We start from the raw sequence: 23,212 nt of genomic DNA on the forward strand, positions 1-23,212 counted from the left end.
TGCTTGATGTACACTATACAGCGCTATTGATAACTGGGTGAAATAGATATGAATAAATTGATGTCTCTGTTGTTAAAAGGTTTGGTGACTGTGTTGCCGATCGGATTGACCTTGTATTTGATTTATTGGTTGTTATCAACGGGTGAGTCACTCGCCAAACCAGTGATTTTACTATTGGTTCCTGATGCCTATTATTTTCCTGGTGTGGGCTTGGTAATGAGTCTGGTGACCTTAGTATTGATTGGGTTGTTGGTGAATCTATATGGGATCCGCTATCTGGTGAAACTCAGCCATAACCTGTTGGAACGCATTCCTTTGGTGAAGTCCATTTATGGTGCTTTCAAAGACATGATGATGGTGTTTAATCTGTCTGATAAAAAGGACATGAAAAGTGTTGTGTCACTTGAGTGGAATGGCGCGCAGGTGATTGGTTTTGTGACTGGAGAACAAACGGGAAAAAACGTGTTTCCTGAGCAGGAGTTAGTCGGAGTGTATGTGCCATTGAGTTACCAAATTGGTGGCATCACCTTATACATCGCCCGAGATCGATTAACGGAACTCGACATCGGTGTGGAAGAAGCCATGCGATTGACGTTAACGGCCGGCGTGCAAAGCCAGAAAGTGGCGTCAGAATAAGCGGATTGTGTTTGACCTCTTGGTGATCTGAGGGAATTTCATTATCATGCCTTTCCTTTTGAAATGAGTGGGTAGTCATGCAGAAAAATGTCATGGTGATTGGGGCCGGTCCAGCCGGTTTAATGGCCGCTGAAACCATGGCCGCGGCTGGTCATCAGGTTCATGTATACGATGCCAAACCAAGTGCTTGTCGCAAGTTTTTGCTGGCGGGTGTGGGCGGTATGAACATTACCCATTCAGAAGCGTATGATGATTTTATTCAGCGATATTATGATAAAGCCGATTGGCTTGATACGGCGATTCGTCAGTTTGATGGACAGGCATTACGAGCGTGGATTCATGACCTAGGCGTTGATACTTTTGTTGGCAGTTCGGGACGAGTGTTTCCAACTGATATGAAAGCCGCTCCGTTGTTACGCCACTGGCTATCACGTTTGCGTGAGGCGGATGTCGTGTTTCATATGCGACATAAGATGCTGAGCTTAGAGGCAGGCCAAGCCAGATTTGATCATCAAGGCGATGTGGTGGTGGCAAAGGCCGATGCGATTGTTTTGGCCATGGGAGGTGCTAGTTGGCCAAAACTTGGGTCGGATGGCGCATGGCAAACGATATTGTCTGAACAAGGTGTGGGTTTAGCGCCTCTGCAAAGTGCCAATTGCGGTTTTTACAGTCACTGGAGTGAACATTTACAAACCAAGTTTGCTGGTAGTCCATTGAAAGGCATCGCATTTAATATGCGCCTAGCAAGTGGCGAACGAGTGATGAAAAAAGGCGAATGCATTGTGACCCGGGACGGTATGGAAGGCAGTTTGATTTATGCCTTTTCAAAATACTTGCGAGATCAAATTAATGCATCAGGGGAGGCTTCCTTAACCATTGATTTGATGCCTGAATTGAGTGTCCAGCAACTCCAGAGCAAACTAAAAAACACCAAAGCGAAAGAATCATTCAGTAAATACCTTAAGCGGACATTGGGGTTGAGCGGGGTGAAAACCGCATTGTTATACGAGGCTTTTCAAAAACAGCGTTTGCTTTCGCCAGCTGGGTTGGCGGAATGTGTGAAACAGGTGCCAGTGTCGTTTTATCGGACCAAACCCATTGCAGAAGTGATTTCCAGTGCTGGTGGAGTTCAACAAAAAAGTGTGGATTCAACGCTGATGTTGCAGGCGCTGGAAGGTGTTTTTTGTGCGGGTGAAATGCTTGACTGGGAAGCGCCAACGGGTGGCTATTTGTTAACGGCTTGTTTTGCAACGGGGCGTCTTGCTGGTCAAGGTGTTTGCCAATGGTTAGACACACATAAGTAGACATTTAAGACGCCTTAGCAACATCATTATTAGCCTAAAAACGCTCGGTTAAGCTGGGCGTTTTTAGGCGCTATCTTGGTTTAATTTAGTTGCTATGTTGCAAGGCTGGCTCGCCGAAAGCGTACTGCACGCCCAGCGAGGTGACATTGTCTAAATAGTTGTCTTCAATGTCTTTTACGAGGCGAAAATCGGCTCTTAAACTGATATCTTGATTCAGCGCGTATTTCACTCCCCCACCCGCATTAATCAATAAATTGGTACTGGAATCAGAGCCATCCACATCGGTCATACCGACCCCTGCGGCTAGGTAAGGGGTTAAATTGACTTGAGTGAAGGCGGGTAGACTGTATAAACCATCCATTCTAACTTGGTTTATATCTTGGTCTTGGCCGCGCTTGTGAGCGTCTGAATGAAGGTAAGTAGCCTCAACCGCGAGAGGGCTCTCAAATTGATAGCCAAGACCAATGGCATAAGCCTGATCATTACCACCATCACGATCATTGTCGGTGTTGTAAAAGCCAATGCTTGGGGTCACTGTGAAGCCAGGCTTGCTGGACTCGGCATACGCCATTGTGGTTAATGTAGAAGCCATTAGGACTCCGCCGAAAAGAGTTCGCTTTGTATATGAAATTGCCATGTTAATTCTCCTAATGATCAAGATTAACGAAGATTGAGTATTGCTTTGTCTTCATGCTCATCATCCAGATTACGCGCATCTGGGTGGATGAAAAGCCCATGCCAAGGGTGCACGAAATGGGGCTTTCCCACTGCTTCTTCATTCATGACAAAGGCTTTACCGAACTCGGATTTTATTGAGGTAAATGGTCATAAAGTCAGCCTTTAAGGTGTAGGAAATTTGTTTTTTATTACAAGACTTTTGCATTGCAATATTGTCATTTAGGGATTGTGGAAAGTGTGTAAGCGATCAGGGGGCAAGCTATTTCAAAATATGACACAGCACAAAAAAAGCCCAATCAAAGATTGGGCTGGGCCGAAATGTGAGGCTTAGTTGGGAGTGCTTGAATTACGCTTGGTTGTTGGAAATAACCGCAATCACTCGGCGGTTAGCCTTCCGGTGTGCCGCAGAATCGTTGTCAAATAAAGGCTTGTCTTCACCGTAACCAATGGCACTGACACGGTTCTCGGGAATACCGAAGATTTCTACCAACACATCTGCAATGGCATTGGCGCGTTCTTCAGATACTTTTTGGTTGTAGCGGGCGGCACCGGTATCATCCGTGTGGCCTTCTATTACCACAGTCGTATTTGGATTTTCCATTAGGAAGGTCGCCAGTTTTTCAATTTCTGGATAGAACTTCTGCTCGACTTGAGTCTGGTTGCTGCCAAATTGAATATTCAGTTTGACGGGCGGTTGCGCTGCCACCACTGCGGCTTGTTCAGACAAGCTTGGTTCTGTGCCATCGGCTGTCACCGGTGGCTCAGGCAGTGGTTCTTCTTGTTCTAGCTTGTTTGTCATTGGTTGCTTGTCTTCAGCGATCACAGGTTGCTCTATTTCTGTGATGGTTTCTGGTTCATTTGCAGGTGTTGTCTCAGCCATTTCTTCTGTTGCTTGATCGGCTTTTTGGTCAAGCTCAATAGGCTGAAAGTCCATATCCTGACGGACTGCGGTTTTCTCCTTGTGGCCAAAGGTCATTTGTAAGCCAATAGAAGAGACCTTGTCGACATGATGATCTTCGACGTCGTTTACTAGACGAAAATCGGCGCGTAGGGCGAGAGAATCATTGATCGCGTATTTCAGACCACCGCCAGCATTAAGCTCAACATGCTGGTCAGAGCGTGAACTCAAGTCTGTGGTGCCAACCCCCGCCGCTAAATAAGGTGTTAGGTTATAGCGGGAGACGTTGGGTAGGTGGTAAAGACCATCAAGACGATATTGCTCGACATCGATTTTGTCACCATTCGCGGCGGATTTGGTATCGGCATTGAGGTAGACAAGCTCGATGGCCCATGGGTTATCAAATTGATAGCCCAAACTTAAAGAATACGCTGTGTCGTTTTCTTCGTCTCTGTCATTGTCCATATCATAAAAACCAATACTGGGTGTGATGGTGAAACCTGGCTGAGGCTGTGCCATGGTCACAGTAGAAAAAGAAGCAGCCGCAATGAGACTGCTTAAAAGCGTGCGTTTTGCGATGGTAAAAGACATGTTGTTATCTCCTGATAGGTCTCTAGGTTGTGTCGTATTTTTATCCAGAATAGCGTTTTTTTAGGGCCAGAAAAGGTACCCATGAAATGGTGTTAAAGCCTTTAATTACAGGGGGTTGCACTATCATTACGGAGAGTTTACTTAACAGGCATTTTCAACACGTAGAGGTAGAAAGTTAGGTCAGTAATAGGCTAGAAAGGGTGAAATTTATTACAGGATTTTTGCACTTAAAACGTCGTGAAAATGGTGCTCGTACTCTTTCCACGACCTTGAATATTAGCTTTCTTGCATTAATGAATGGTGAGCACCGACTCCTGCCATGACACCTGCGGCAGACGCAAAGGTCGCATTTTGCATTGGGTTGACTATATCCCCCGCGGTAAATAATCCCATAACATTGGTTTGTTTCATGTCATCGGTTTTGACCACCAACCCTAAAGGGCCGTCTTCAAATTCACAGCCAAGTTGCTCTGCTAATGGGCTGGTCATATGAGTTTTGGGTGTGACAAAGATTCCACCAAGCTGAATGGTGCGACCGTCGGCGAGGTTCTGGCTGGTAATTTTCGGAGGTCGCCCCAGAACTTCAATAACCACAGTACGTTCAATCGTTACTCCTCGTTTGGTTAACTGTGCCAACTGCTCGCCATCCGGCTCAAACTCGCCTTGGGTGAAGTAGGTAGTCGGCCCCCCATCGCTCTCTCAAGGCGGGAATGTCTGGGATCTCATTTTTCAGTCCGGTTGCCAGAATCAACTTTCTACTGCTTATGGTATGGCCATTACCTAAGGTGACATGAAATAGGTTATCGTCTTTTAAGGCGGCCGTGGCGAGCCAGCTTAACGACTACTGACATAAACTGACACTTCTACTGTTTAGGATATGGAATATCAAGTATAGGCTTCAAAGAAGACCTTTTAATGAGAGATTTTTGATAAGGAAGACAGTATGGAACTTTCAAACTTTCCGATTTTTTACGTAGATGATGTGCAAGCAAGCGTAGATTTCTATCGCCCTCTTTTAGAACGAGACCCTGTTGAACAGCAAAAAGATTTTGCCTTATTTGTCAGTGAATCAGGCAATAAATTTGGTTTATGGGCTTGGCATGATGTATTGCCTAAGACCGATAAAGTGGTATCCGCCAGTATGGAAATCGCCCTTGAAGTAGGCAATTTAATTACCCTGCAAATTCATTATCGGAAATGGTCTGAGTTGGGCGTTGAGATGATTCAAGACATAGATGTGATGGACTTTGGTACAAGCTTTACAGCACTTGATCCTGACGGTCACAGACTAAGAGTGTTTTGTTACGAGAAATAAGGGGTAAAACGCTCGCCAAAGTGCGGGCTTTTTTGTACTTAAATGAAATATCGATAAGGTTTTTTATTTAACTATTTCTTATTTAGAAATTATGGATTAACTGAATGCATATTGATCAGCTTGGTGCCCGAGCCTAGACTGAGGGCAATTCCATTGGTTCTCTCAGCAGGAGTTTGAATCAATCTAACCAAGTTATGAGGTGTCGTTTATGTTACCCACTTATTATATTTCTCATGGTGGAGGCCCTTGGCCATACATGCCTGATTTACGCGCTATGTTAGCGACGTTGGAAACGGCGTTGGCGGATATGCCAAATCAGTTAACCGAGAAGCCAAAGGCCATTTTAATGATATCCGGGCACTGGGAGACCAAAAAACTGGCTGTGCAGTCTAGTCCGGCACCCGGAATGGAATACGATTACTACGGCTTTCCAGAACATACCTATCAGGTGAAGTATCAAGCGCCGGGGTCACCTGAGGTGGCAGCACGAGTCGCTGAGTTAGTCTCCGCAGCTGGCTTTCCTGTTGATTTAGATGATAAGAAGGGGTTTGATCATGGTGCATTTACTCCGATGGTGATCATGTACCCAAATGAAGATATGCCATTGATTCAGCTGTCCTTGAAATCCAACTTAGACCCTGAAGAGCATCTTGCGATGGGTCGCGCCTTAAGACCTTTGCGTGAAGAAGGAGTCTTAATCATTGGGAGTGGTTTGAGTTATCACAACTTAGGTTTGTTTGGCCCGCAAGCGAAAGAACCTTCTGCCGAATTTGATGCTTGGTTGCAAACGACACTCATGTCTTCTTCGCCTGAGCTGCGTCATGAGCGTATCGTGGCATGGGAAAATGCACCGCAAGCGCGAGTTTGTCATCCCAGAGAAGATCATCTTATCCCACTTATGGTGGCGTTAGGCGCCGCGGAAGATGCTGAAACGACAAGAGTTTATCATGACAAAAATGTCTTTGGTGGGGTCACGGCATCCAGCTTCCGTTTTGATTAAATGCTGAAGGTTTGTGAAGCATTTGATCATATCGTAAATAGTATGGAACAAGATTTTTCATAAAAAAAGCCAGCACCAAGCTGGCTTTTTTTATTTTATTTCAAAAGGTTATGACTTTTTAAAAGAGGCTATACAAGGCCTTTTAATGGCTGGCATAGGCTTTGCTATCCCCGTATGGAGCAATGACAATAATAAGAAGGTATAGCCGTGCAAAATCTGAATCTAGAAGTTGGAAATATTCGTGTTCGTTATCAAGATACGGGAGGTAACTTACCTGTATTGGTTTTGCTACATGGTATTGGTGGGTCATTGGAGCTGTGGCAGTATCAGCTGGCGTCGTTATCTTCTTCCTTTCGAGTGATTGCACTGGATTTGCCGAATCATGGTTTATCTGAGATCAGTGAAAAACCTTTTGATGTGGTTGAGTATGCTGAAATTGTTTGGGCCTTGTTGGATAAATTGGCCATTTCCCAAGTTTACCTTGCGGGGAACTCCATGGGCGGGGCGATTAGCATTCATATGTCTGGTTTGCAGCCGGATAGAGTTGCCAAAATATTGCTGCTTAATGCCGCTACTTTAGGTAAAGAAACCCCATTGCCTTTTAAACTCATGTCGCTACCCATCGTAGGGCGAATATTGGCTCGACCTAATCAAGTTGCTGTTGATCAACAAATGCATAGCATCTTCTTGCATTCTGACAAAGTAGCCGAGGAAATAAAATCGGTTATTACTCGAAATGTCATGCGCGAAGGAGCACAAAGAGCCTTTGTTAGAACCTTGCAAAAAATGGTCGATTGGTCTGGGCAAAAAACGTCGTTATGTCGACTCAGCCTAAGCAGGCTTGAGAAGGCGTCTTGCCCTGTGTACTTTGTGCACGGTCGTCAAGATGCGGTCTTGCCTTATCAACATTCAGAAATAGCGTATCAGAACACCCCAGACAGTAAGTTGTTGATATTGGACAATTGTGGTCATACCCCACAAGTTGAGGTGCCCACTGAGGTAAATGATCTTTTTCTGCGGTTTTTTAACTGAACTTACGAATTTTTACAAAGACTTTTCTTTTAAATGAACACAAAGCGAAGAAAGCTCAACTATGGTTAGTGGTGTTCTACACAATGTTTGCAAGGAGCACTTTGATGAAGCAGGAAACAGACAAGGATTTAACACACCTAACCCAATTGCTGGAAGATCTTGAGCAAATATCCTTAGATGATATTGCTAAGATTCCAAAAGATAAGCAGCATTTAATGGTGGAAACCATCGAACTCCTTCAGGACCAACTGAAAGAAGTGGTGAATGACAGTAAGCTTTTGCATTGATGATATAACAGGCGGTTCACAGGTCAGTCAAAAATGACAAGATGCGATTCATTCGCCTAGATAATATCAGAAATGAAAAGACCGGCAGAAAGCCGGTCTTTTCATGTTTAGCATGAGGATAATATTGTTCATTAAGGGAGAGAATGGAATGTTTTCACTATGTTCGATAAGGATTGTACATCGACTGCTTTACAGATCTTGTCATTAGGCTGTTTGAACGTGGGGGTATCCTCTGCTGCGACCATTGCATTGATGACAGATTCTTCTATCGCTTCCACCGCGGCCATATAAAACGCATCGAAAAATTCATCGTTCAGGCAGGTCATAGAGGTCAGTGGGCCAGACAACTGAGGTAAATCTTGTTCGTTTGCTGTGCTAAAGGCAAGGAAGATATCCCCTGAATTGTTACCACCTGGTGAGCCATTTTTTCCAATACCAAGAGCGGCCCGTTTCGCGAGGCGTTTTAATTGGTGAGGTAACATCGGAGCATCGGTCGCAAGGATGACAATGATGGAGCCTTGTTCATGTAACGGATGAATACAATCTTGGGTCATTAACTTTCCAACAGGGGCACCAAGTACGGTAAACCATGGACGAATGCCGTGATTGGCTTGGACCAAAGCGGCGACAGTGTAAGTTTCACCAGCAATGTTAATGAGTCGAGAGGAGGTCCCTGTACCGCCTTTAAAGTCATAGGCAATCATGCCCGTTCCACCGCCAACATTGCCTTCTGAAATGGCACCGGACTTAGCATTGTTGAGTGCGTCCAAGGCATCTTGTTCGGACACATGCATGGCGTTGATATCATTGAGTACGCCATCATAAGTTTCTGCGACAACTGGCATAGCCCATAGGTGATTATTTTGCCACGCTTGTTGGTATTGTTTTATTGTCCATTTGACTGCGGCGTGGTGAGTAATACCGACAGCATGGGAATTGGTCAGCATGATAGGCCCAACAAAATAGCCGCCATCTTGTATCCAATGGGTGCCGGTCATTTCACCATTGCCGTTGAGGGCATACATTCCAGCCCATACAGGTTGCGGTGTGGTGTTTCTGCCCCGTGGCAGTATGGCGGTGACTCCGGTTCTAGCAGGTGAAATGGGGTCATTATTCATGAGAGTCTTAAAACCCACCTGAATGCCAGGAACGTCCGTGATGGCATTGTTTGGGCCTGTCATGCCAGGGAAAGGTAGCCCTAGTGCTCTTGCGCGTAATTTGGACATAATTTGGCTTACTGTTCCTTAGTGTGTGGATGTGTTTTTGGATTTGAAGTAAATGCCTGCGGATGCGATAACAACCGAAAAAAGCAGCATTAATGTGGCGATCGCGTTGATTTCAGGTTTAATGCCTCGACGGATCATGCCAAGAATAAAAACGGGTAAAGTGGTTGAGTCCACCCCACTGATGAAATATGTGATCACCAAATCATCCATGGAAATGATAAAACTGAGTAACGCACCACCGATTACGCCTGGCAGAATCAAGGGCAAAGTGACACGACGAAATGTTTGCCATTCATTCGCTCCAAGATCAGCAGAAGCGGCTTCTGTGAGAGGGTTCATACCCGCTAATCTGGCACTGACAACAATAAAAACATAGCTGGTTAAAAAAGTGCAATGACCAATAATGATGGTGCTGTTTCCCAGGGTGAAACCCGCACCAACGAAGAAAATGAGTAGTGCAATGCCTAGGACGATATCGGGCATAACCATAGGCACAAACAATAATAATCGATAAAACGAGTGTAGCTTAAAGCGATAGCGGGCTAAGGCAACCGCGGTACTGGTGCCGAGGAAGGTGGCTACGAGCGTCGCACTGGCAGCCACAATTAAACTGTTCAATAATGCGTTAAGAAGCTGATCTGTGGAGTCTACGTAGCTAGAGGAATCAGTCAATGAGGTTTCTAGACCAAAAATGCTGCGGTACCAATCGAAAGTGAAGCCATCCCAAATCATAATATTGATCGGATTTGAATTGAACGAATAGATCACGATGAGTATGACGGGGGCATAGAGGAACAGAAAAAAGAACACACTGTAAATGGATAATAAGCGGCCTAAGGGCGTTTGTTTTTTCATGCTTAGCTCCTATAACCCAGCTTGTTTTTTGGTAGATTTATAGAGATAAATGGACAAAATTATCATCATCATGAAGATAATCACCATCGAAAGTGTCGCCCCAAAAGGCCAGTTCCGTGCGTATAAGAATTGTTGCTCAATCATATTTCCTATCATCAATACCTTGGCACCACCTAGAAGATCAGGCACGACAAAGTTACCCAGGCTAGGAATAAAGACCAAAATGCAGCCTGCAACAATGCCTGGCAAGGTTAAGGGAAAAACAACCCTGCGGAAGGTGGTAAAAGGTGTTGCGCCTAAGTCTTCAGATGCTTGAAGTAGATTTTTGTCGAGCTTTTCGACACTGGAATAGATGGGTAAGAACATAAAAGGAATGAATATATAGACCATGCCAATGATCACAGCGGTCCCGGAAAACATAAGATTTAATGGCTCAGTTATTAACCCAGTGGCTTCTAAAAATTGATTTGCAAAACCTGAGTTCCGTAAGATTAATACCCACGCGTAAAGGCGAACCACCATGCTGGCGAAAAAGGGCAGTGTCATTAAAAAGATGCATAGAGCTTTGTTTTTTGCCGATAAGGTTGAAACCCAGAAGGCAACGGGGTAACAGATGAATAATGTGCAAAGAACGGTGGCCACCGACAATCCAATAGAGCGTAATAAAATCTTCAAATAAACCGGGTCGAATTCTTCATAAATACCATCAGCCCAGCCAAGTACTCGACCATAATTCCAGTGATAAAAATGCCATTCAACGCCCCCATATAAGCCTGGTTCTAAGAAGCTATAGGTCAGCATGATTAACATTGGGCCTATGAAAAAAATCAATAGGAATAGGCTGGTTGGTGTCAGTAAGGTTATTAGTGCAAGTTGTTTACGAGACAGGTTAAGGGGATTCATATATGCCCCTTAATCGACTTTTGCTTGGCAGGAATGGTGTGCAGCGCGTCGACTTGATAATACAGGGTTAGTTGCTGACCTTTTATCAAAGGCGTGTTCGTTTTTCTGGTTAAGGCTGAAAATGGTAGGCCATTGCTTAATTCGCCATGTAATTGATAGTCGGAGCCAACAAAGACGGTTTGGTTTAATGTCATTGTCAGCTGAGCTTGGGGGCCTTCTAGTTCATTTGGGGTTAAAGATAAATGTTCAGGTCGCAACAGGAGTTTCACCTCTTCGCCTAGTTTCAGTGTTTGATCATGACTGAATATAGTGCAGCCGTTGCAATCAATGTTGACCCCGTTTTCAGATTTGCTAATGACCATGCCGGATAAAATATTACTTTCACCTATGAATCTGGCAACAAACTCTGTTTTTGGGGTGTGGTAAATTTCATCCGGTGTGCCAATTTGGTCAATTTTGCCACTGTTAAGCACCACGATTTGGTCAGACATGGTGAGCGCTTCTTCCTGATCATGGGTCACAAAAATAAAACAAATTCCGAGTTCTGTTTGTAGGTTTTTCAGCTCGAGTTGCATTTGCAATCGTAAATTTTTATCTAAGGCTGAAAGGGGTTCATCAAGAAGCAGTAGTTTTGGGCGATTAATGATGGCGCGAGCGAGAGCAACACGTTGTTGTTGACCTCCTGATAATTGTGACGGAAGACGCTGTTCTATGCCACTTAGTCCCACCATAGTAAGCGCTTCCGCAACGCGTTGATTGCGTTCTACTTTGTTGACTTTTGCAATGTCCAAACCATAACCAACATTGTCACCAACTGTCATATGTGGAAACAAGGCATAGGATTGGAATACAGTATTAACCGGACGTTTATGAGCGGGTTGTTGGATAATGGATTGCCCATCTAACAGGATATCGCCACTGTCTAGCTCTTCAAATCCGGCGATGATTTTTAGCAGGGTTGTTTTTCCACATCCCGAAGGACCCAATAAGGTAATAAATTCACTCTGCGCGATGGACAGGCTGATATTATCTAATGCATTGATAATGCCACCTTCAGGTGTCATGAACTGACGATGTGCATGGTGAATTTTTATATATTCAGGCGATGGGATAGACGCTGACATAACAAACCTCTAAGTGAGAGAAAAGGGCGGGCGATCCCGCCCTGCCCCAAGGATATTATTGATTTTACGATGTGCGAATCTTGGTCCAGGCTCGATCATATAGCTTGATGCCTTTGCCTAGTTCTTTGAACAGTTGTAGCTTCGCCTTTACTTCTGCAGGAGGATTAATGCTTGGGTTGTTGCGCAAAGAGTCAGGTAATAGTTTGACGGCCTCGGTATTCATGGTGCCATTGGTTTGTTGCTTAGTATTGAGTGCCGCAATTTCAGGTTGAGTAAAGAACTCCAGAAATTTCTTCGCATTCACTTTATTGGGGGCGCTTTTCAGTACACACATATCTTCTTGATACATGGTTGCGCCTTCTTTTGGAATGACATAAGCAAGATCATCAGGATTTTGGAAGACGTATAGCATCGAGCCGACATACCATTGTGCAGCGGCAATATCACCAGATTGCACCATGGGAATACTGTCGTAGGTAAAGGCTGAGACATTGTGTTTTTGCTTGATAATATAGTCTTGAGCCGCTTTTAAATCGTCACGATTTGTTGTGTTGACACTTTTTCCATCAGTGATTAAACCGACGCTAATGACTTCTCGCATATCATCCAGCATGGCGATGTTTTTACCGTCATTTGGTAACGCGAAAAAGTCAGCCCATGAGTTCAGCTCGGGCACGAGTTTTTTGTTATAAAGAATGCCTACGGTGCCCCAAGCGTAGGGCAGGCAATATTCGCCATTTGGATCAGATTCAGCATTCAGAAAATTTTTATCGATATGTTTAAAGCCTGAATATTGGTTGATGTTGGTCTTTTCTAGCAGGTTTAATTTCGCCATGATGTCTTGCATATGGACGGAGGGAAATACAATGTCGTAACCCGTTGCTCCAGCTTGTAACTTGGCTAACATCTCTTCATTTGATGAATAGGTATCCAGCTTAACCTTGATACCCGTTTCCTCAGTAAAGCGCTGCAGTACTTCCGGGTTAATGTATTCTCCCCAATTATAAAGACTTAGAGTTTCCTCAGCGGATGCCGAGTGTGTAAAGCCGAGAGCGGTAATGGCGATACTCGTCATAGCGAGTGCTTTTTTTACCTTTCGACTACTTTTTAAAGAAATTGATTGTTTCATAATGCGGCCTTCTTGATCGTTTCTAAAGGAGTTGTCTTGGTCTGTAAAAGCACCGTCATTTCATTCTAAGTGATGGTATCATTCTTTCAATATCACAATATGTTATGTTTCTAACAATTTTGAAATGGTATAAATATGAAGGGATTAGATCTAAATTATGATTATTGACCCGAAACAAACGGATTTTTTCTGCACTTATTTAGTTTGTTTTTGATCAAGGTTGCACCATGTTGCTGCAAAAAATCTATTGAAAAGAGCAAGGCTGACAGAATGAAAAATACATTCTCCTCAAAACCTGAACACATTGCGACGACAACGTCACAACGCATTCAAGAGTTAATTCCCTTGGTATCCAAATCTGAGGCCCGAGTGGCGCAGTTTATTCTGCTCAACCTAGATCATATCAGTTATGAAACCGGTGCTTCCATTGCTGAAAAAGCCGCGGTTAGCCAAATTACCGTCAGCCGCTTTTTAAAACGAGCAGGTTATCAGGGCATCTCAGCACTGAAAGAAGAGTTACAGAAAGAGCTTATTCCGATTGAAGCCAACGAAAGTCAGAGGCTCGCTCCAGATTCATTTTATAAAGACAATTTGAAACAAGAGCTGAAAAGTATGGTTCGTCTTTATGAGCAGTTTGAGACAGAAAATTGGGAGAGTTTGGTCAGTTGCGTTAGCGCTGCAACGCGGGTTTATGTCACAGGATTTCAATCCATTCGAGGCACGGCGGAAGATTTTACACGGCGACTTTCCCTTGCCCGTGATCGGGTTCAGTATCTTTCACCTCATGATGGCATGTTAGGTGAGTGGCTTGAAGACAGTTCAAGGAGCCGGAAGGGTTACGATACTTTAATTATCCTTGATGTTGTTCCTTATGCCTCAGAAGTCCGAAAATTGTGTGAAGTTGCCGTGGAAAAAGGCATTCAAATTGTGATTATTAGCGATGAATTTTGTCATTGGGCAAGTGAATACGATGCCCATATTGTGTATTCCAAATCTAAGTCGGGATTATTCTTAGAATCAACGTGGGGCTTGGTTCTAACAACGAATATGCTCGTGGATGCCGTCTCTAGGCGAGATGTAAACAGTGATACTCGTATTAAGCGTTGGCAAGAGATGGCAAAACGCCTTGATCTTTTTTAATCGAAAAAAGACCGGCAGAAAGCCGGTCTTTTGGTTTTAGGCGTAAGGTCAGTTTATTCCCAAGAACGAAGCAGTTCGTCGTAAGATACCGTGACACCTTGTGGTTTCTCGTTCGACAGTTTCGCTTTAGGCGAACCTGGCTGTGCCAACCAATACGCTTCATCACGAGGCTTATTCAGTTTAGGACCACAGTTATCTTGCACCTTAGCACGTTCAAGACGTTGCATCACTTTATCCTGAGCGGCCGCGAGACCATTTAAGGCTTCTTGTGGGGATGCTTCACCACTGGCGGCTTGTGAAATGTACTGCCACCAAAGCTGAGCGAGCTTAGGATAGTCAGGAACGTTGGTTCCCGTTGGTGACCATTCTTTACGAGCAGGCCCTTTATAGAACTCAACCAAACCACCTAGTTTCGGTGCGGCAGCGGCCATTTCTGGTGAGTTGATGTCTGACTCACGAATTGGCGTTAGACCCACCAAGGTTTTCTGCAAAGACACGGTTTTAGACGTAGTGAACTGAGCGTACAACCAAGCGGCTAAACGACGATCATCCGGTGTTGAGTTCATGAAGGTCCAAGCGCCAACGTCTTGATAACCTTTTTTCATCCCCTCTTCCCAGTATGGCCCAACCGGAGATGGCGCCATGCGCCATTTCGGAGAACCATCTTCGTTCACCACGGGTAGGCCTTTTGCAGTCATGTCTGCAGTGAAAGCTGTATACCAGAAAATTTGCTGAGCCACGCCGCCTTGAGCAGGAACCGGGCCGGACTCAGAGAAGGTCATGCCTTGTGCTTCTGGTGGTGCGTACTTACGTAGCCAATCAACGTATTTTGTGGTCGCGTAAACGGCAGCAGGACCATTGGTCGCTCCGCCTCGTGAAACACTTGAGCCCACGGGATGACAGTTCTCTACGCGAATACCCCATTCATCAACAGGCAAACCATTTGGGATACCCTTGTCACCCGCGCCTGCCATAGAGAACCAAGCGTCGGTGAATCGCCAGCCTAGAGATGGGTCTTTTTTGCCATAATCCATGTGACCATAAACAGGCTCGCCATCGATGGTTTTCACTTTATCTGTGAAGAATTCAGCAATGTCTTCATAAGCTGACCAGTTCACCGGTACACCTAAGTCATAGCCATAAATGGATTTGAATTTGGCTTTCAAATCGGCACGTGCAAACCAGTCTGCGCGGAACCAATATAGGTTGGCGAATTGCTGGGTAGGCAGTTGGTAAAGTTTACCGTCTGGCCCTGTGGTAAAAGACAGACCAATGAAATCGTCTAGGTCTAATGTTGGTGACGTATAGTCTTTTCCATCACCCTTCATCATGTCAGAAATCGGCACCACTTTACCGTAACGGAAGTGCGTACCAATCAGATCTGAGTCATTAACATAAGCATCATAGATGTTACGGCCAGATTGCATTTGAGTTTGCAGTTTTTCGACTACATCCCCTTCTTGAATCAGGTCATGGTTTACCTTGATGCCAGTAATTTCTTGGAAGGCTTTCGCCAACACTTGAGATTCGTATTTGTGAGTGGTTAGGGTTTCGGATGCGACATTAATTTCCATACCGCGAAACTTTTTCGCGGCTTGAGTAAACCAACTTAACTCATCAAGTTGCTGCTGTTGGGTTAAAGTGGAAACTGAAAATTCGTCCTTCACCCACTTTTCCGCTGCATCTGAATACGCATCTGCCCATAGGCTAGCTGAATGCAACATAACAGCAAAGGGCAAGGTGGCTAGTGCAATTTTTTTCTTATTGTAGCGCATGATTTACCTCAACAATTTTAGTTTTTTGGCGTCCTGCCAAGTTTTCCATAAGGGCAACCGTTAGCCCCAACGCATTAGGATGATCATCCAAACAGCGCATAAGACGGTTGCTATCGCAATACTCACATTTGTTAGAGCAACAAATGCAAGGTGGATAAAGGCACTGCTAAGCAGGCCAATAAACAAACGATCACCTCGGGTGGTGGCAAGTGGCAAAAAACCACGGCGTTCTACACAAGGTGAGAGGATTTGCCAGACGGTCATGCTGACCAAAATGGCCGCAATCCCGATAAAAAACAAAGCGGTTGGTAGTGTCCAAGACATCCAAGCCATGATATTTCTCCTTACACTCGACCAAGGGCAAAACCCTTAGCGACATGGTTACGAACAAAGTAGATGACGAGCATGCCTGGAATGATGGTGAGCACACCGGCGGCGGCCAACAATCCCCAATCCATACCAGAGGCGGACACCGTTCGCGTCATAATGGCGGCAATCGGTTTTGCGTCTACTGACGTTAAGGTTCGTGCTAGCAAGAGTTCGACCCAAGAGAACATGAAGCAGAAGAAGGCGGTTACCCCAATGCCTGAACGGATCAGAGGAATAAAAATGCGTACAAAAAAGCGTGGGAAGGTGTAACCATCAATGTAGGCTGTTTCATCAATTTCTCTTGGCACACCGCTCATAAAGCCTTCTAGAATCCACACGGCGAGTGGCACGTTAAACAAGCAATGGGCGAGTGCAACGGCGATGTGCGTGTCGAATAATCCCACGGACGAATACAGTTGAAAGAATGGCAATAAGAAAACCGCAGGAGGTGCCATGCGATTGGACAGTAGCCAAAAGAACATGTGCTTATCACCGATGAACTTATAGCGACTAAAAGCATAAGCGGCTGGCAATGCCACTAATAAACTGATGACCATGTTCATCGACACATAGAAAATTGAATTGACGTAGCCCATATACCAGGTCGCATCACCAAAAATTTTGGCGTAATTTTCCAGAGTGAAATTGTCTGGGAAGAAGGATAATCCGCTGAGAATTTCAGTATTGGTTTTAAAGGACATATTGATTAGCCAATAGATTGGCAAGAGCAATAGGACAATGTAGAGCACAAGTCCGAAACGACCACGCCATTGGGCATGTCGGGCCTTACGTTCGGCAGTGCTATGAACTGGTGCTTGTGTATTAGAAGGTGTCATAGTCGCCCCTATTTATCTTTCTGCATGTTCATGATGGTGGTATAGAAAACCCAGCACACCAACAAGATGATTAAGAAGTAAACCAATGAGAATGCCGCCGCTGGACCAAGGTCAAACTGACCAATGGCTTGTTGCACGAGTGCTTGGCTCAAAAAGGTTGTCGAACTACCTGGGCCACCACCGGTTAAGACAAATGGTTCTGTGTAAATCATGAAGGAATCCATGAAGCGTAATAACACACCGATAATCAGCACATTGGTTAACTTTGGTAGTTGGATATAGCGGAACACAGCCCAGCGTGATGCGCGGTCGATGCGAGCAGCTTGATAGTAAACTTCAGGAATGGCTCTTAAACCTGAGTAGCAGAGTAAAGCGACCAGAGGAGTCCAGTGCCAAACGTCCATCAAAACAACGGTTAGCCAAGCGTCAGTCGGGTTCGATGCATAGTTGTAGTCAACGCCGATGTAACTCATGAAGGCGCCAAATAAGCCAATGTCAGCACGGCCGAAAATTTGCCAGATGGTGCCAACCACGTTCCAAGGTATCAACAAAGGAATGGCCACTAAAATGAGTGCAAGTGAAGCGCCTTTTCCTTTTGTCGGCATCATCAGCGCAACACAAATACCGAGTGGTATCTCAATGGCTAAGACCGTGAAGGAATAGATAAATTGACGCAATAGAGCATCATGCAGACGGCTATCGAGCATGACTTGTTGGAACCATTCGGTGCCAACAAAGTAGCGTGTAGATGGGTCAAAAATATCTTGTACGGAATAATTCACCACCGTCATTAATGGAATGATGGCGGAGAAAGCCACAATCAAGAAAACGGGCAGTACAAGAAACCAGGCTTTATTATTTTCGACTTTAGTTTGCATCTTGTGTCTCCTGTTTAGGCTCGACTAGATAGTCGTTGACATAGACTTTGGTCCATTGCTCAGGGAAGCTGACATAAACTTGCCCTGATGGGACTTTCTGGTCTTCACTGAGTCGAGCTTTCATCATTTGTCCGTTGAATAAGAAAGACAAAATCTTGTATGTGCCGAGGTCTTCTACGTAGTCGACTTCTACTTTGAAAGCATCATCACTTTTGCCATCCCAAACGTGTACAAATTCAGGCCGAATCCCCAATGTGACCTTGCTGGCTTGCATATCCGTAAGTTGTGAGAGCATGGCTTGGCTGGCGGTGATCTGGTAATCACCAAAGAGAATAGTCGAAGTGCCATCGGCCTGTTGAATCAGATCAGCGTCGAAAAAGTTCATTCCAGGGCTGCCAATAAAGTAACCTACAAAGGTATGAGCAGGGTTTTCAAATAGCTCTCTTGGGGTACCAAATTGCACGATTTGACCGTTGTACATGACGGCAATTTTGTCCGCGAAGGTAGAGGCTTCTAACTGGTCATGGGTCACGTACACCATGGTGATGTTAAATTGTTCATGAATTTGTTTGAGCTTACGGCGCAGCTTCCATTTCAGCTGAGGGTCAATGACCGTAAGTGGTTCATCAAATAAAATGGCGGAGACATCATCTCGTACTAAACCGCGGCCCATCGAGACTTTTTGTTTTTGGTCAGCAGACAGTCCTTTGGCTTTGCGTTTTAGCTGGTCTGTGAGTTCGAGAATCTCTGCCACTTCATGTACTTTTGAGCGTACTTTGTATTCAGGCACCCCAATGTTTCGTAATGGAAAGGCCAGATTGTCATACACTGACATGGTGTCGTATACCACAGGGAACTGAAATACCTGCGCGATATTGCGTTCTTCTGGTTTGAGCTCATTGACGCGTTTACCATCAAATAAGACTTCACCCTCTGAAGGTTCCAGTAACCCAGAAATAATATTCAACAAGGTGGACTTACCACACCCAGAAGGGCCCAGTAGAGCAAAGGCCCCACCCTGTCCCCAAACGTGTGTCATTTCTCGAATGGCATACTCTTTTTGACCATCTGATTTTTCGCCATAACTGTGGGCGAGTGAATTAAGTGTAATTTCTGCCATGATTATTGCTCCCTCATACGTGCTGGGGAATGCACCATTTTACCTTCACTATCAAAGGCATAGAGTTTATGGGTTGGGAAATAGACCTTAATGTCTTGATCCACTTGGTATTCGTGTACGCCAGACAAGTGCAATACCAGATCAAAGTTTGAATTGTGAACATGAAGAAAGGTTTCTGAACCACTGATCTCGGCTAGATCCACCTTGACTGGCAGTTCTAAGTCGTCATCTGAATGTGGTACTAAACCAATGTGTGAGGCCCTCACGCCGAATTTATATAGACCGGGTGTTAAGCCTCTTAAGTCACTGTTCAGACGAAAATGAACCGTATCGTCAAAGGTGACTTCTTCATCGCTCACGCGACCAGGAACTAGGTTGATGGGCGGTTCAGAAAACATTTCGGCCGTAATAATGTCTTTCGGTTGGTGGTAAACCTGCGCTGTTGGTCCCATTTGCAATAACTGGCCTTCATGCAGAACTGCTGTGTTACCACCAAGGGCAAGGGCTTCATTTGGCTCTGTGGTTGCGTAAATGGCAATACAGTTACGCGCTTTAAACAAGGCTCTGAGTTCTTGTCTGAGTTCTTCGCGAAGCTTGTAATCCAAGTTAACCAGGGGTTCATCAAACAGAATGATTTGTGAATCTTTTACTAAGGCACGAGCCATGGCCGTTCGTTGTTGCTGGCCTCCAGACAGTTGCAGAGGTAATCGATCTAGAAAAGGATCAATGCGCAGCATGGTTGCCGTTTCTCTGACTCTTTGGTCGACTTCGGTTTCGTCCATTTTGGCGAGACGTAAAGGTGAAGCGATGTTTTCGTAGACCGTTAGGTTGGGGTAATTGATGAACTGCTGATAGACCATTGAAATGTTGCGTTCACGAACGGGGAGTCCGGTCACATCAACGCCATTCATGAGAATGCTTCCTGTGCTCGGTCGGTCAAGACCGGCCATCAGTCGCATTAACGTCGTTTTACCAGACAAGGTGCGCCCAAGTAACACATTGAAGGAGCCTGGCTCAAGCGTCATGTTGACCTTGTCTATCCAAGTTTCTCCCTCAACAACGCGCGAGACATTTTGCAGCGTCAGAGACATGTTTAGAACCTTATTTGTTGTTATTGTTTTAAATAGCACGGCTGTTCAGTGTGAATTGCAAAGTGAACACGCAGGCTTTGTAAGGACTAATACAAAGCGTGTGCCAAAATACTAAAACGCCTCTTAATGTTTTTAACTGCATGAAAAATATGAAGAAATAATTCCATTCTTGACTTGGAAGAAAATGTTCATATGTGAAAAAGACTGTTCAGCAGTGTTCAAAGTGTTTAGAGTGGAAAAAATTGTGAACACTGGATGAACACCTTAGCGTCATCTGAGTAAACACCAAATAATAATAAAGAATGGACATGGCGAATGCCCCTGACGCGTCGGAGCTGGAAATGCCTGAGGAAGAACAACCACTAGAAAAGATGCAATCAAATGCCTTAGCTGAAGGGGTTCGATCCATCGATAAAACCCACAAAGAGCAAATCCAAGCCTCTTGGTATCGGTGTGAGCAGTTTGGTTTGGAGCATGGGAGTCGACCGGATTTTGCCAGTTTACCGAGAGGTGAGTTGCACGATTTACTGGATCAACATCGCAGTCTATTGGAAACCACTGAAAACGAAGTATTGCCCTATTACGAGAATATATTGAGTAATTCGGCTTGCATGATAGTGCTTGCAGATCGACAAGGGCATGTCTTGAATACGTGGGGACAGCCGCGCTTTGGAACCGCGTCAGAGCATGGTCTTGTTGGTGGTAATCAGTGGAGTGAAATCGGTGTGGGTACCAACGCCATCGGAACCGCTTTGATTACGGGTCAAGCAATTCAGGTTGGTCGCGATGAACATTACTTAAGAGCGAATCGCTTTATGGTGGGTTCGGCCTCACCTATTTATAATACTCAAAACGATTTAGTCGGTGTATTGGATATCTCATCGGACGCCTATTTGCCTCAGGATCATACCTTTGGCATGGTGAAGCTGATGTCTTTGAGTGTGGAAAATCGACTCATTTTTTCAGCCTTTCAACAAGCCCATTTTATTCTCAGTTTTAATACCAATGTGACCAGTTTGGACAGTCATTGGTCGGGTATTTTAGTTTTGGATGAAAATGGCACCATTGTGTCTGCGAACCGTCGTGCTGAAGTCGTGTTAGCGAGAGATCTAGCCCTCCTAAATATTCGTCAAATTTTTGATATTGAAATGCGAGAAATCAAACACCATCCTGCCAGTTTGCCGCTAAAATTACTGGCCTTGGGGCGCTATCAATTTTATGTCAAAGTCATACCGCCAGTGCAACAAATTATGCGTGTGCCAGATTTTCGTCAAGGTTCTGGGTATGTTCCTCCAACGCCTGAAAACAATAAAAATACTATGAAAAACAATTTCGAAGACTTATCTGACACGAAACAGGAAGAGGTCGATTCTGCGCCTCATAATGTGCCTCCCAATGTCATTCCATTAGCTGAATTACAACATGGTGACCCACATGTAGAGCGCTTGATAAAACAGGCTCATAAAATCATGGAAAAGGATATTCCGATTTTAATTCATGGTGAAACGGGAGCCGGAAAAGAGATTTTTGTGCGCAGTTTGCATTATCACAGCTCTCGACGCCAAGAGATGCTGGTGGCCGTTAATTGTGCGGCCATTCCGGCTGAATTGGTTGAGTCTGAACTTTTTGGTTACGAAAAAGGAGCCTTTACGGGAGCACAAAATAAAGGCTCGATTGGATTGATCCGCCGAGCGCATAGGGGCACTTTGTTTCTGGACGAAATTGGGGAAATGCCAATGGCAGTGCAGTCTCGTTTATTGCGAGTGCTGCAAGAAAGAGTAGTGACGCCGTTAGGCTCAACTGAAGTCTACCCGGTGGACATTAAATTAATCTCTGCCACTAACAGAGCATTAAAGACAGAGGTAAAAGACGGTCGTTTCCGGCAGGATTTATACTATCGCATTTCCGGCTTGAACATTGAGCTCCCCCCTTTGCGTAAACGACACGATAAGGTGAAACTGATCGCCTATTTGCACGCCAGGCTGAGTCAAGAAGAGCCCAGTCCACCTTTGTCAGATACCATGCTCGCCTTGCTTGAGAAGCATCCTTGGCCAGGCAATATGCGTCAATTGGCTCATACGTTAAAGGTTGGCATGGCCATGGCGGATGGAGATGAGCTGGAAGAATGGCATTTACCCGATGATTTCTTTGATGACCTAATGATGTCGCCTCCTGAGAGTACTGAGGTGAGTGTTGACAGTGTTGCGACTGAACCGCTTGAGCAGCTGATCCCACGTTTATTGAGTGAGTACAAAGGCAATGTTTCACAAACTGCTAAAGCAGCGGGTGTCAGCCGAAATACTGTGTACAAATATACTAAGCTTAAGACACCAAACTAAAGGCGGGTTAAAGGTGATAGGTTTGTCTGTTCAAAAACGATGAGTCTTGATACCTTGTGAGAGCCCGAAAATTGATTGTCTGTTCAAGTGGAGGCCAAGTGTGCTAAACCGTTTTGTGTTATTGATCTTGTTACCCCTGTTGCTCGTCGGCTGTGCGTCGACACAGGAGAACAGTGCACGTTTGCCGGTGTTTCAAGCTTGGCATGATGGTGAGCAGGTAGCTTATATCACCACAGATGTCTCTGATCGTAAAATGGCGAAGGAAATGCAGGCGAATTATGCGCCACGTTTACGAGATGCGATTCCTCGTTACCCAAAACCACCGCAAGTCAAAACGGTGCTGGAGCGGGTATATGGTTTTCCAAATAAAGAACAACAAAATGTCTTTGCCTCAGCACCTGTCCCATTAGGCTATTTAAGCCGAGATCGTCACTATTCACCGCTCTGGCTAATGTATTGGGTGGTTTGGCAAAAACCACAAGAAGCCTACGAATTGACTTCTGAAGAGGCCGTTTTGGCAGCAGAAGAGGCCGGATTTGTCCGTATTGAGCGCAGTAATATTGTGGTAAATTGTCCTGTGTTGCCATTTTTACCGGAATAAATCATGGGCAGCCTGTCTATTTGTAATATGTTCTGAAGACCACCATAAGCTGTATGTATATCAGACAGTTTACTTTACATTTATA

23 protein-coding genes are annotated in these 23,212 nt (G+C 44.9%); 9 read left to right on the forward strand and 14 right to left on the reverse strand.

The features are described 5' to 3' along the window. The first annotated feature begins 48 nt into the window (after positions 1-48). Positions 49-636 carry a DUF502 domain-containing protein gene (locus tag MAR181_RS01125; RefSeq protein WP_013794771.1) on the forward strand — a complete coding sequence of 196 codons (588 nt, stop codon included), beginning with the start codon at positions 49-51 and terminating at the stop codon, positions 634-636. Positions 637-713: 77 nt separating this feature from the next. Next, positions 714-1,940 (forward strand): TIGR03862 family flavoprotein, encoded by a 1,227-nt coding sequence (locus MAR181_RS01130; protein WP_013794772.1) that lies wholly within the window; start codon positions 714-716, stop codon positions 1,938-1,940. Between the two features lie 85 nt (positions 1,941-2,025). On the opposite strand, the gene MAR181_RS01135 is transcribed toward MAR181_RS01130, so the two are convergent. From MAR181_RS01135 to MAR181_RS01145, 3 genes are all read right to left on the reverse strand, one after another. Further along, positions 2,026-2,532 (reverse strand): porin family protein, encoded by a 507-nt coding sequence (locus MAR181_RS01135; protein WP_245546191.1) that lies wholly within the window; start codon positions 2,530-2,532, stop codon positions 2,026-2,028. A gap of 432 nt (positions 2,533-2,964) precedes the next feature. Continuing rightward, a complete protein-coding gene (locus MAR181_RS01140; protein ID WP_013794774.1) occupies positions 2,965-4,107 on the reverse strand; it encodes an OmpA family protein in 1,143 nt (380 codons plus the stop codon). 276 nt (positions 4,108-4,383) lie between these two features. Further along, the gene (locus MAR181_RS01145; protein WP_049782688.1) at positions 4,384-4,743 is read right to left on the reverse strand and encodes an FAD-dependent oxidoreductase; all 360 of its coding nucleotides are present in this window, start codon (positions 4,741-4,743) and stop codon (positions 4,384-4,386) included. Between the two features lie 307 nt (positions 4,744-5,050). Here MAR181_RS01145 and MAR181_RS01150 point away from each other — a divergent pair, with 307 nt between their 5' ends. The 4 genes from MAR181_RS01150 to MAR181_RS01165 all read left to right on the forward strand — a co-directional run bounded on the left by MAR181_RS01150 (position 5,051) and on the right by MAR181_RS01165 (position 7,741). Continuing rightward, positions 5,051-5,422 carry a VOC family protein gene (locus tag MAR181_RS01150; RefSeq protein WP_013794775.1) on the forward strand — a complete coding sequence of 124 codons (372 nt, stop codon included), beginning with the start codon at positions 5,051-5,053 and terminating at the stop codon, positions 5,420-5,422. Positions 5,423-5,630: 208 nt separating this feature from the next. Further along, on the forward strand, positions 5,631-6,422 hold the full coding sequence (locus tag MAR181_RS01155; RefSeq protein WP_013794776.1) for a DODA-type extradiol aromatic ring-opening family dioxygenase: 792 nt from the start codon (positions 5,631-5,633) through the stop codon (positions 6,420-6,422). 207 nt (positions 6,423-6,629) lie between these two features. Beyond that, positions 6,630-7,454, forward strand: coding sequence for an alpha/beta fold hydrolase (locus tag MAR181_RS01160; protein ID WP_013794777.1), 825 nt, complete (start codon positions 6,630-6,632; stop codon positions 7,452-7,454). Between the two features lie 104 nt (positions 7,455-7,558). Beyond that, the gene (locus MAR181_RS01165; protein WP_013794778.1) at positions 7,559-7,741 is read left to right on the forward strand and encodes a hypothetical protein; all 183 of its coding nucleotides are present in this window, start codon (positions 7,559-7,561) and stop codon (positions 7,739-7,741) included. Positions 7,742-7,872: 131 nt separating this feature from the next. Here MAR181_RS01165 and MAR181_RS01170 read toward each other — a convergent pair whose 3' ends face one another. From MAR181_RS01170 to MAR181_RS01190, 5 genes are all read right to left on the reverse strand, one after another. Next, a complete protein-coding gene (locus MAR181_RS01170; protein ID WP_013794779.1) occupies positions 7,873-8,967 on the reverse strand; it encodes a DmpA family aminopeptidase in 1,095 nt (364 codons plus the stop codon). Between the two features lie 18 nt (positions 8,968-8,985). Next, the gene (locus MAR181_RS01175) at positions 8,986-9,822 is read right to left on the reverse strand and encodes an ABC transporter permease (protein WP_013794780.1); all 837 of its coding nucleotides are present in this window, start codon (positions 9,820-9,822) and stop codon (positions 8,986-8,988) included. A gap of 9 nt (positions 9,823-9,831) precedes the next feature. Continuing rightward, on the reverse strand, positions 9,832-10,725 hold the full coding sequence (locus tag MAR181_RS01180; protein WP_013794781.1) for an ABC transporter permease: 894 nt from the start codon (positions 10,723-10,725) through the stop codon (positions 9,832-9,834). Then, on the reverse strand, positions 10,722-11,849 hold the full coding sequence (locus MAR181_RS01185) for an ABC transporter ATP-binding protein (protein ID WP_013794782.1): 1,128 nt from the start codon (positions 11,847-11,849) through the stop codon (positions 10,722-10,724). The genes MAR181_RS01180 and MAR181_RS01185 overlap by 4 nt, the downstream gene beginning before the upstream one ends. A 64-nt stretch (positions 11,850-11,913) precedes the next feature. Beyond that, entirely contained in the window at positions 11,914-12,978 is a 1,065-nt protein-coding gene (locus MAR181_RS01190; protein WP_013794783.1) for a polyamine ABC transporter substrate-binding protein, read from the reverse strand. 270 nt (positions 12,979-13,248) lie between these two features. Between MAR181_RS01190 and MAR181_RS01195 the strand changes: the two genes are divergently transcribed. Beyond that, a complete protein-coding gene (locus MAR181_RS01195) occupies positions 13,249-14,118 on the forward strand; it encodes a MurR/RpiR family transcriptional regulator (protein WP_013794784.1) in 870 nt (289 codons plus the stop codon). A gap of 53 nt (positions 14,119-14,171) precedes the next feature. Here MAR181_RS01195 and MAR181_RS01200 read toward each other — a convergent pair whose 3' ends face one another. The 6 genes from MAR181_RS01200 to MAR181_RS01225 are packed head-to-tail and all read right to left on the reverse strand — an operon-like array spanning position 14,172 to position 20,187. Next, a complete protein-coding gene (locus tag MAR181_RS01200) occupies positions 14,172-15,893 on the reverse strand; it encodes an ABC transporter substrate-binding protein (protein WP_013794785.1) in 1,722 nt (573 codons plus the stop codon). A gap of 60 nt (positions 15,894-15,953) precedes the next feature. Continuing rightward, positions 15,954-16,226, reverse strand: coding sequence for a DUF2160 domain-containing protein (locus MAR181_RS01205; RefSeq protein WP_013794786.1), 273 nt, complete (start codon positions 16,224-16,226; stop codon positions 15,954-15,956). Positions 16,227-16,237: 11 nt separating this feature from the next. After that, on the reverse strand, positions 16,238-17,098 hold the full coding sequence (locus tag MAR181_RS01210) for a carbohydrate ABC transporter permease (protein WP_013794787.1): 861 nt from the start codon (positions 17,096-17,098) through the stop codon (positions 16,238-16,240). Between the two features lie 8 nt (positions 17,099-17,106). Then, positions 17,107-17,976, reverse strand: coding sequence for a carbohydrate ABC transporter permease (locus tag MAR181_RS01215; RefSeq protein WP_013794788.1), 870 nt, complete (start codon positions 17,974-17,976; stop codon positions 17,107-17,109). Beyond that, a complete protein-coding gene (locus MAR181_RS01220; RefSeq protein ID WP_013794789.1) occupies positions 17,966-19,096 on the reverse strand; it encodes an ABC transporter ATP-binding protein in 1,131 nt (376 codons plus the stop codon). The genes MAR181_RS01215 and MAR181_RS01220 overlap by 11 nt, the downstream gene beginning before the upstream one ends. Positions 19,097-19,098: 2 nt before the next feature. Then, complete coding sequence (locus MAR181_RS01225; protein WP_013794790.1) at positions 19,099-20,187, reverse strand: ABC transporter ATP-binding protein; 1,089 nt, start codon at positions 20,185-20,187, stop codon at positions 19,099-19,101. A 371-nt stretch (positions 20,188-20,558) separates the two neighbouring features. On the opposite strand from MAR181_RS01225, the gene MAR181_RS01230 reads away from it, so the two are divergent. Then, on the forward strand, positions 20,559-22,526 hold the full coding sequence (locus MAR181_RS01230; RefSeq protein WP_425357352.1) for a sigma-54-dependent Fis family transcriptional regulator: 1,968 nt from the start codon (positions 20,559-20,561) through the stop codon (positions 22,524-22,526). Between the two features lie 100 nt (positions 22,527-22,626). Next, positions 22,627-23,127, forward strand: coding sequence for a DUF7482 domain-containing protein (locus MAR181_RS01235; protein WP_013794792.1), 501 nt, complete (start codon positions 22,627-22,629; stop codon positions 23,125-23,127). The last annotated feature ends 85 nt before the right edge of the window (positions 23,128-23,212 follow it).

This window comes from Marinomonas posidonica IVIA-Po-181 (assembly GCF_000214215.1).
Classification (GTDB): Bacteria; Pseudomonadota; Gammaproteobacteria; order Pseudomonadales; family Marinomonadaceae; genus Marinomonas; species Marinomonas posidonica.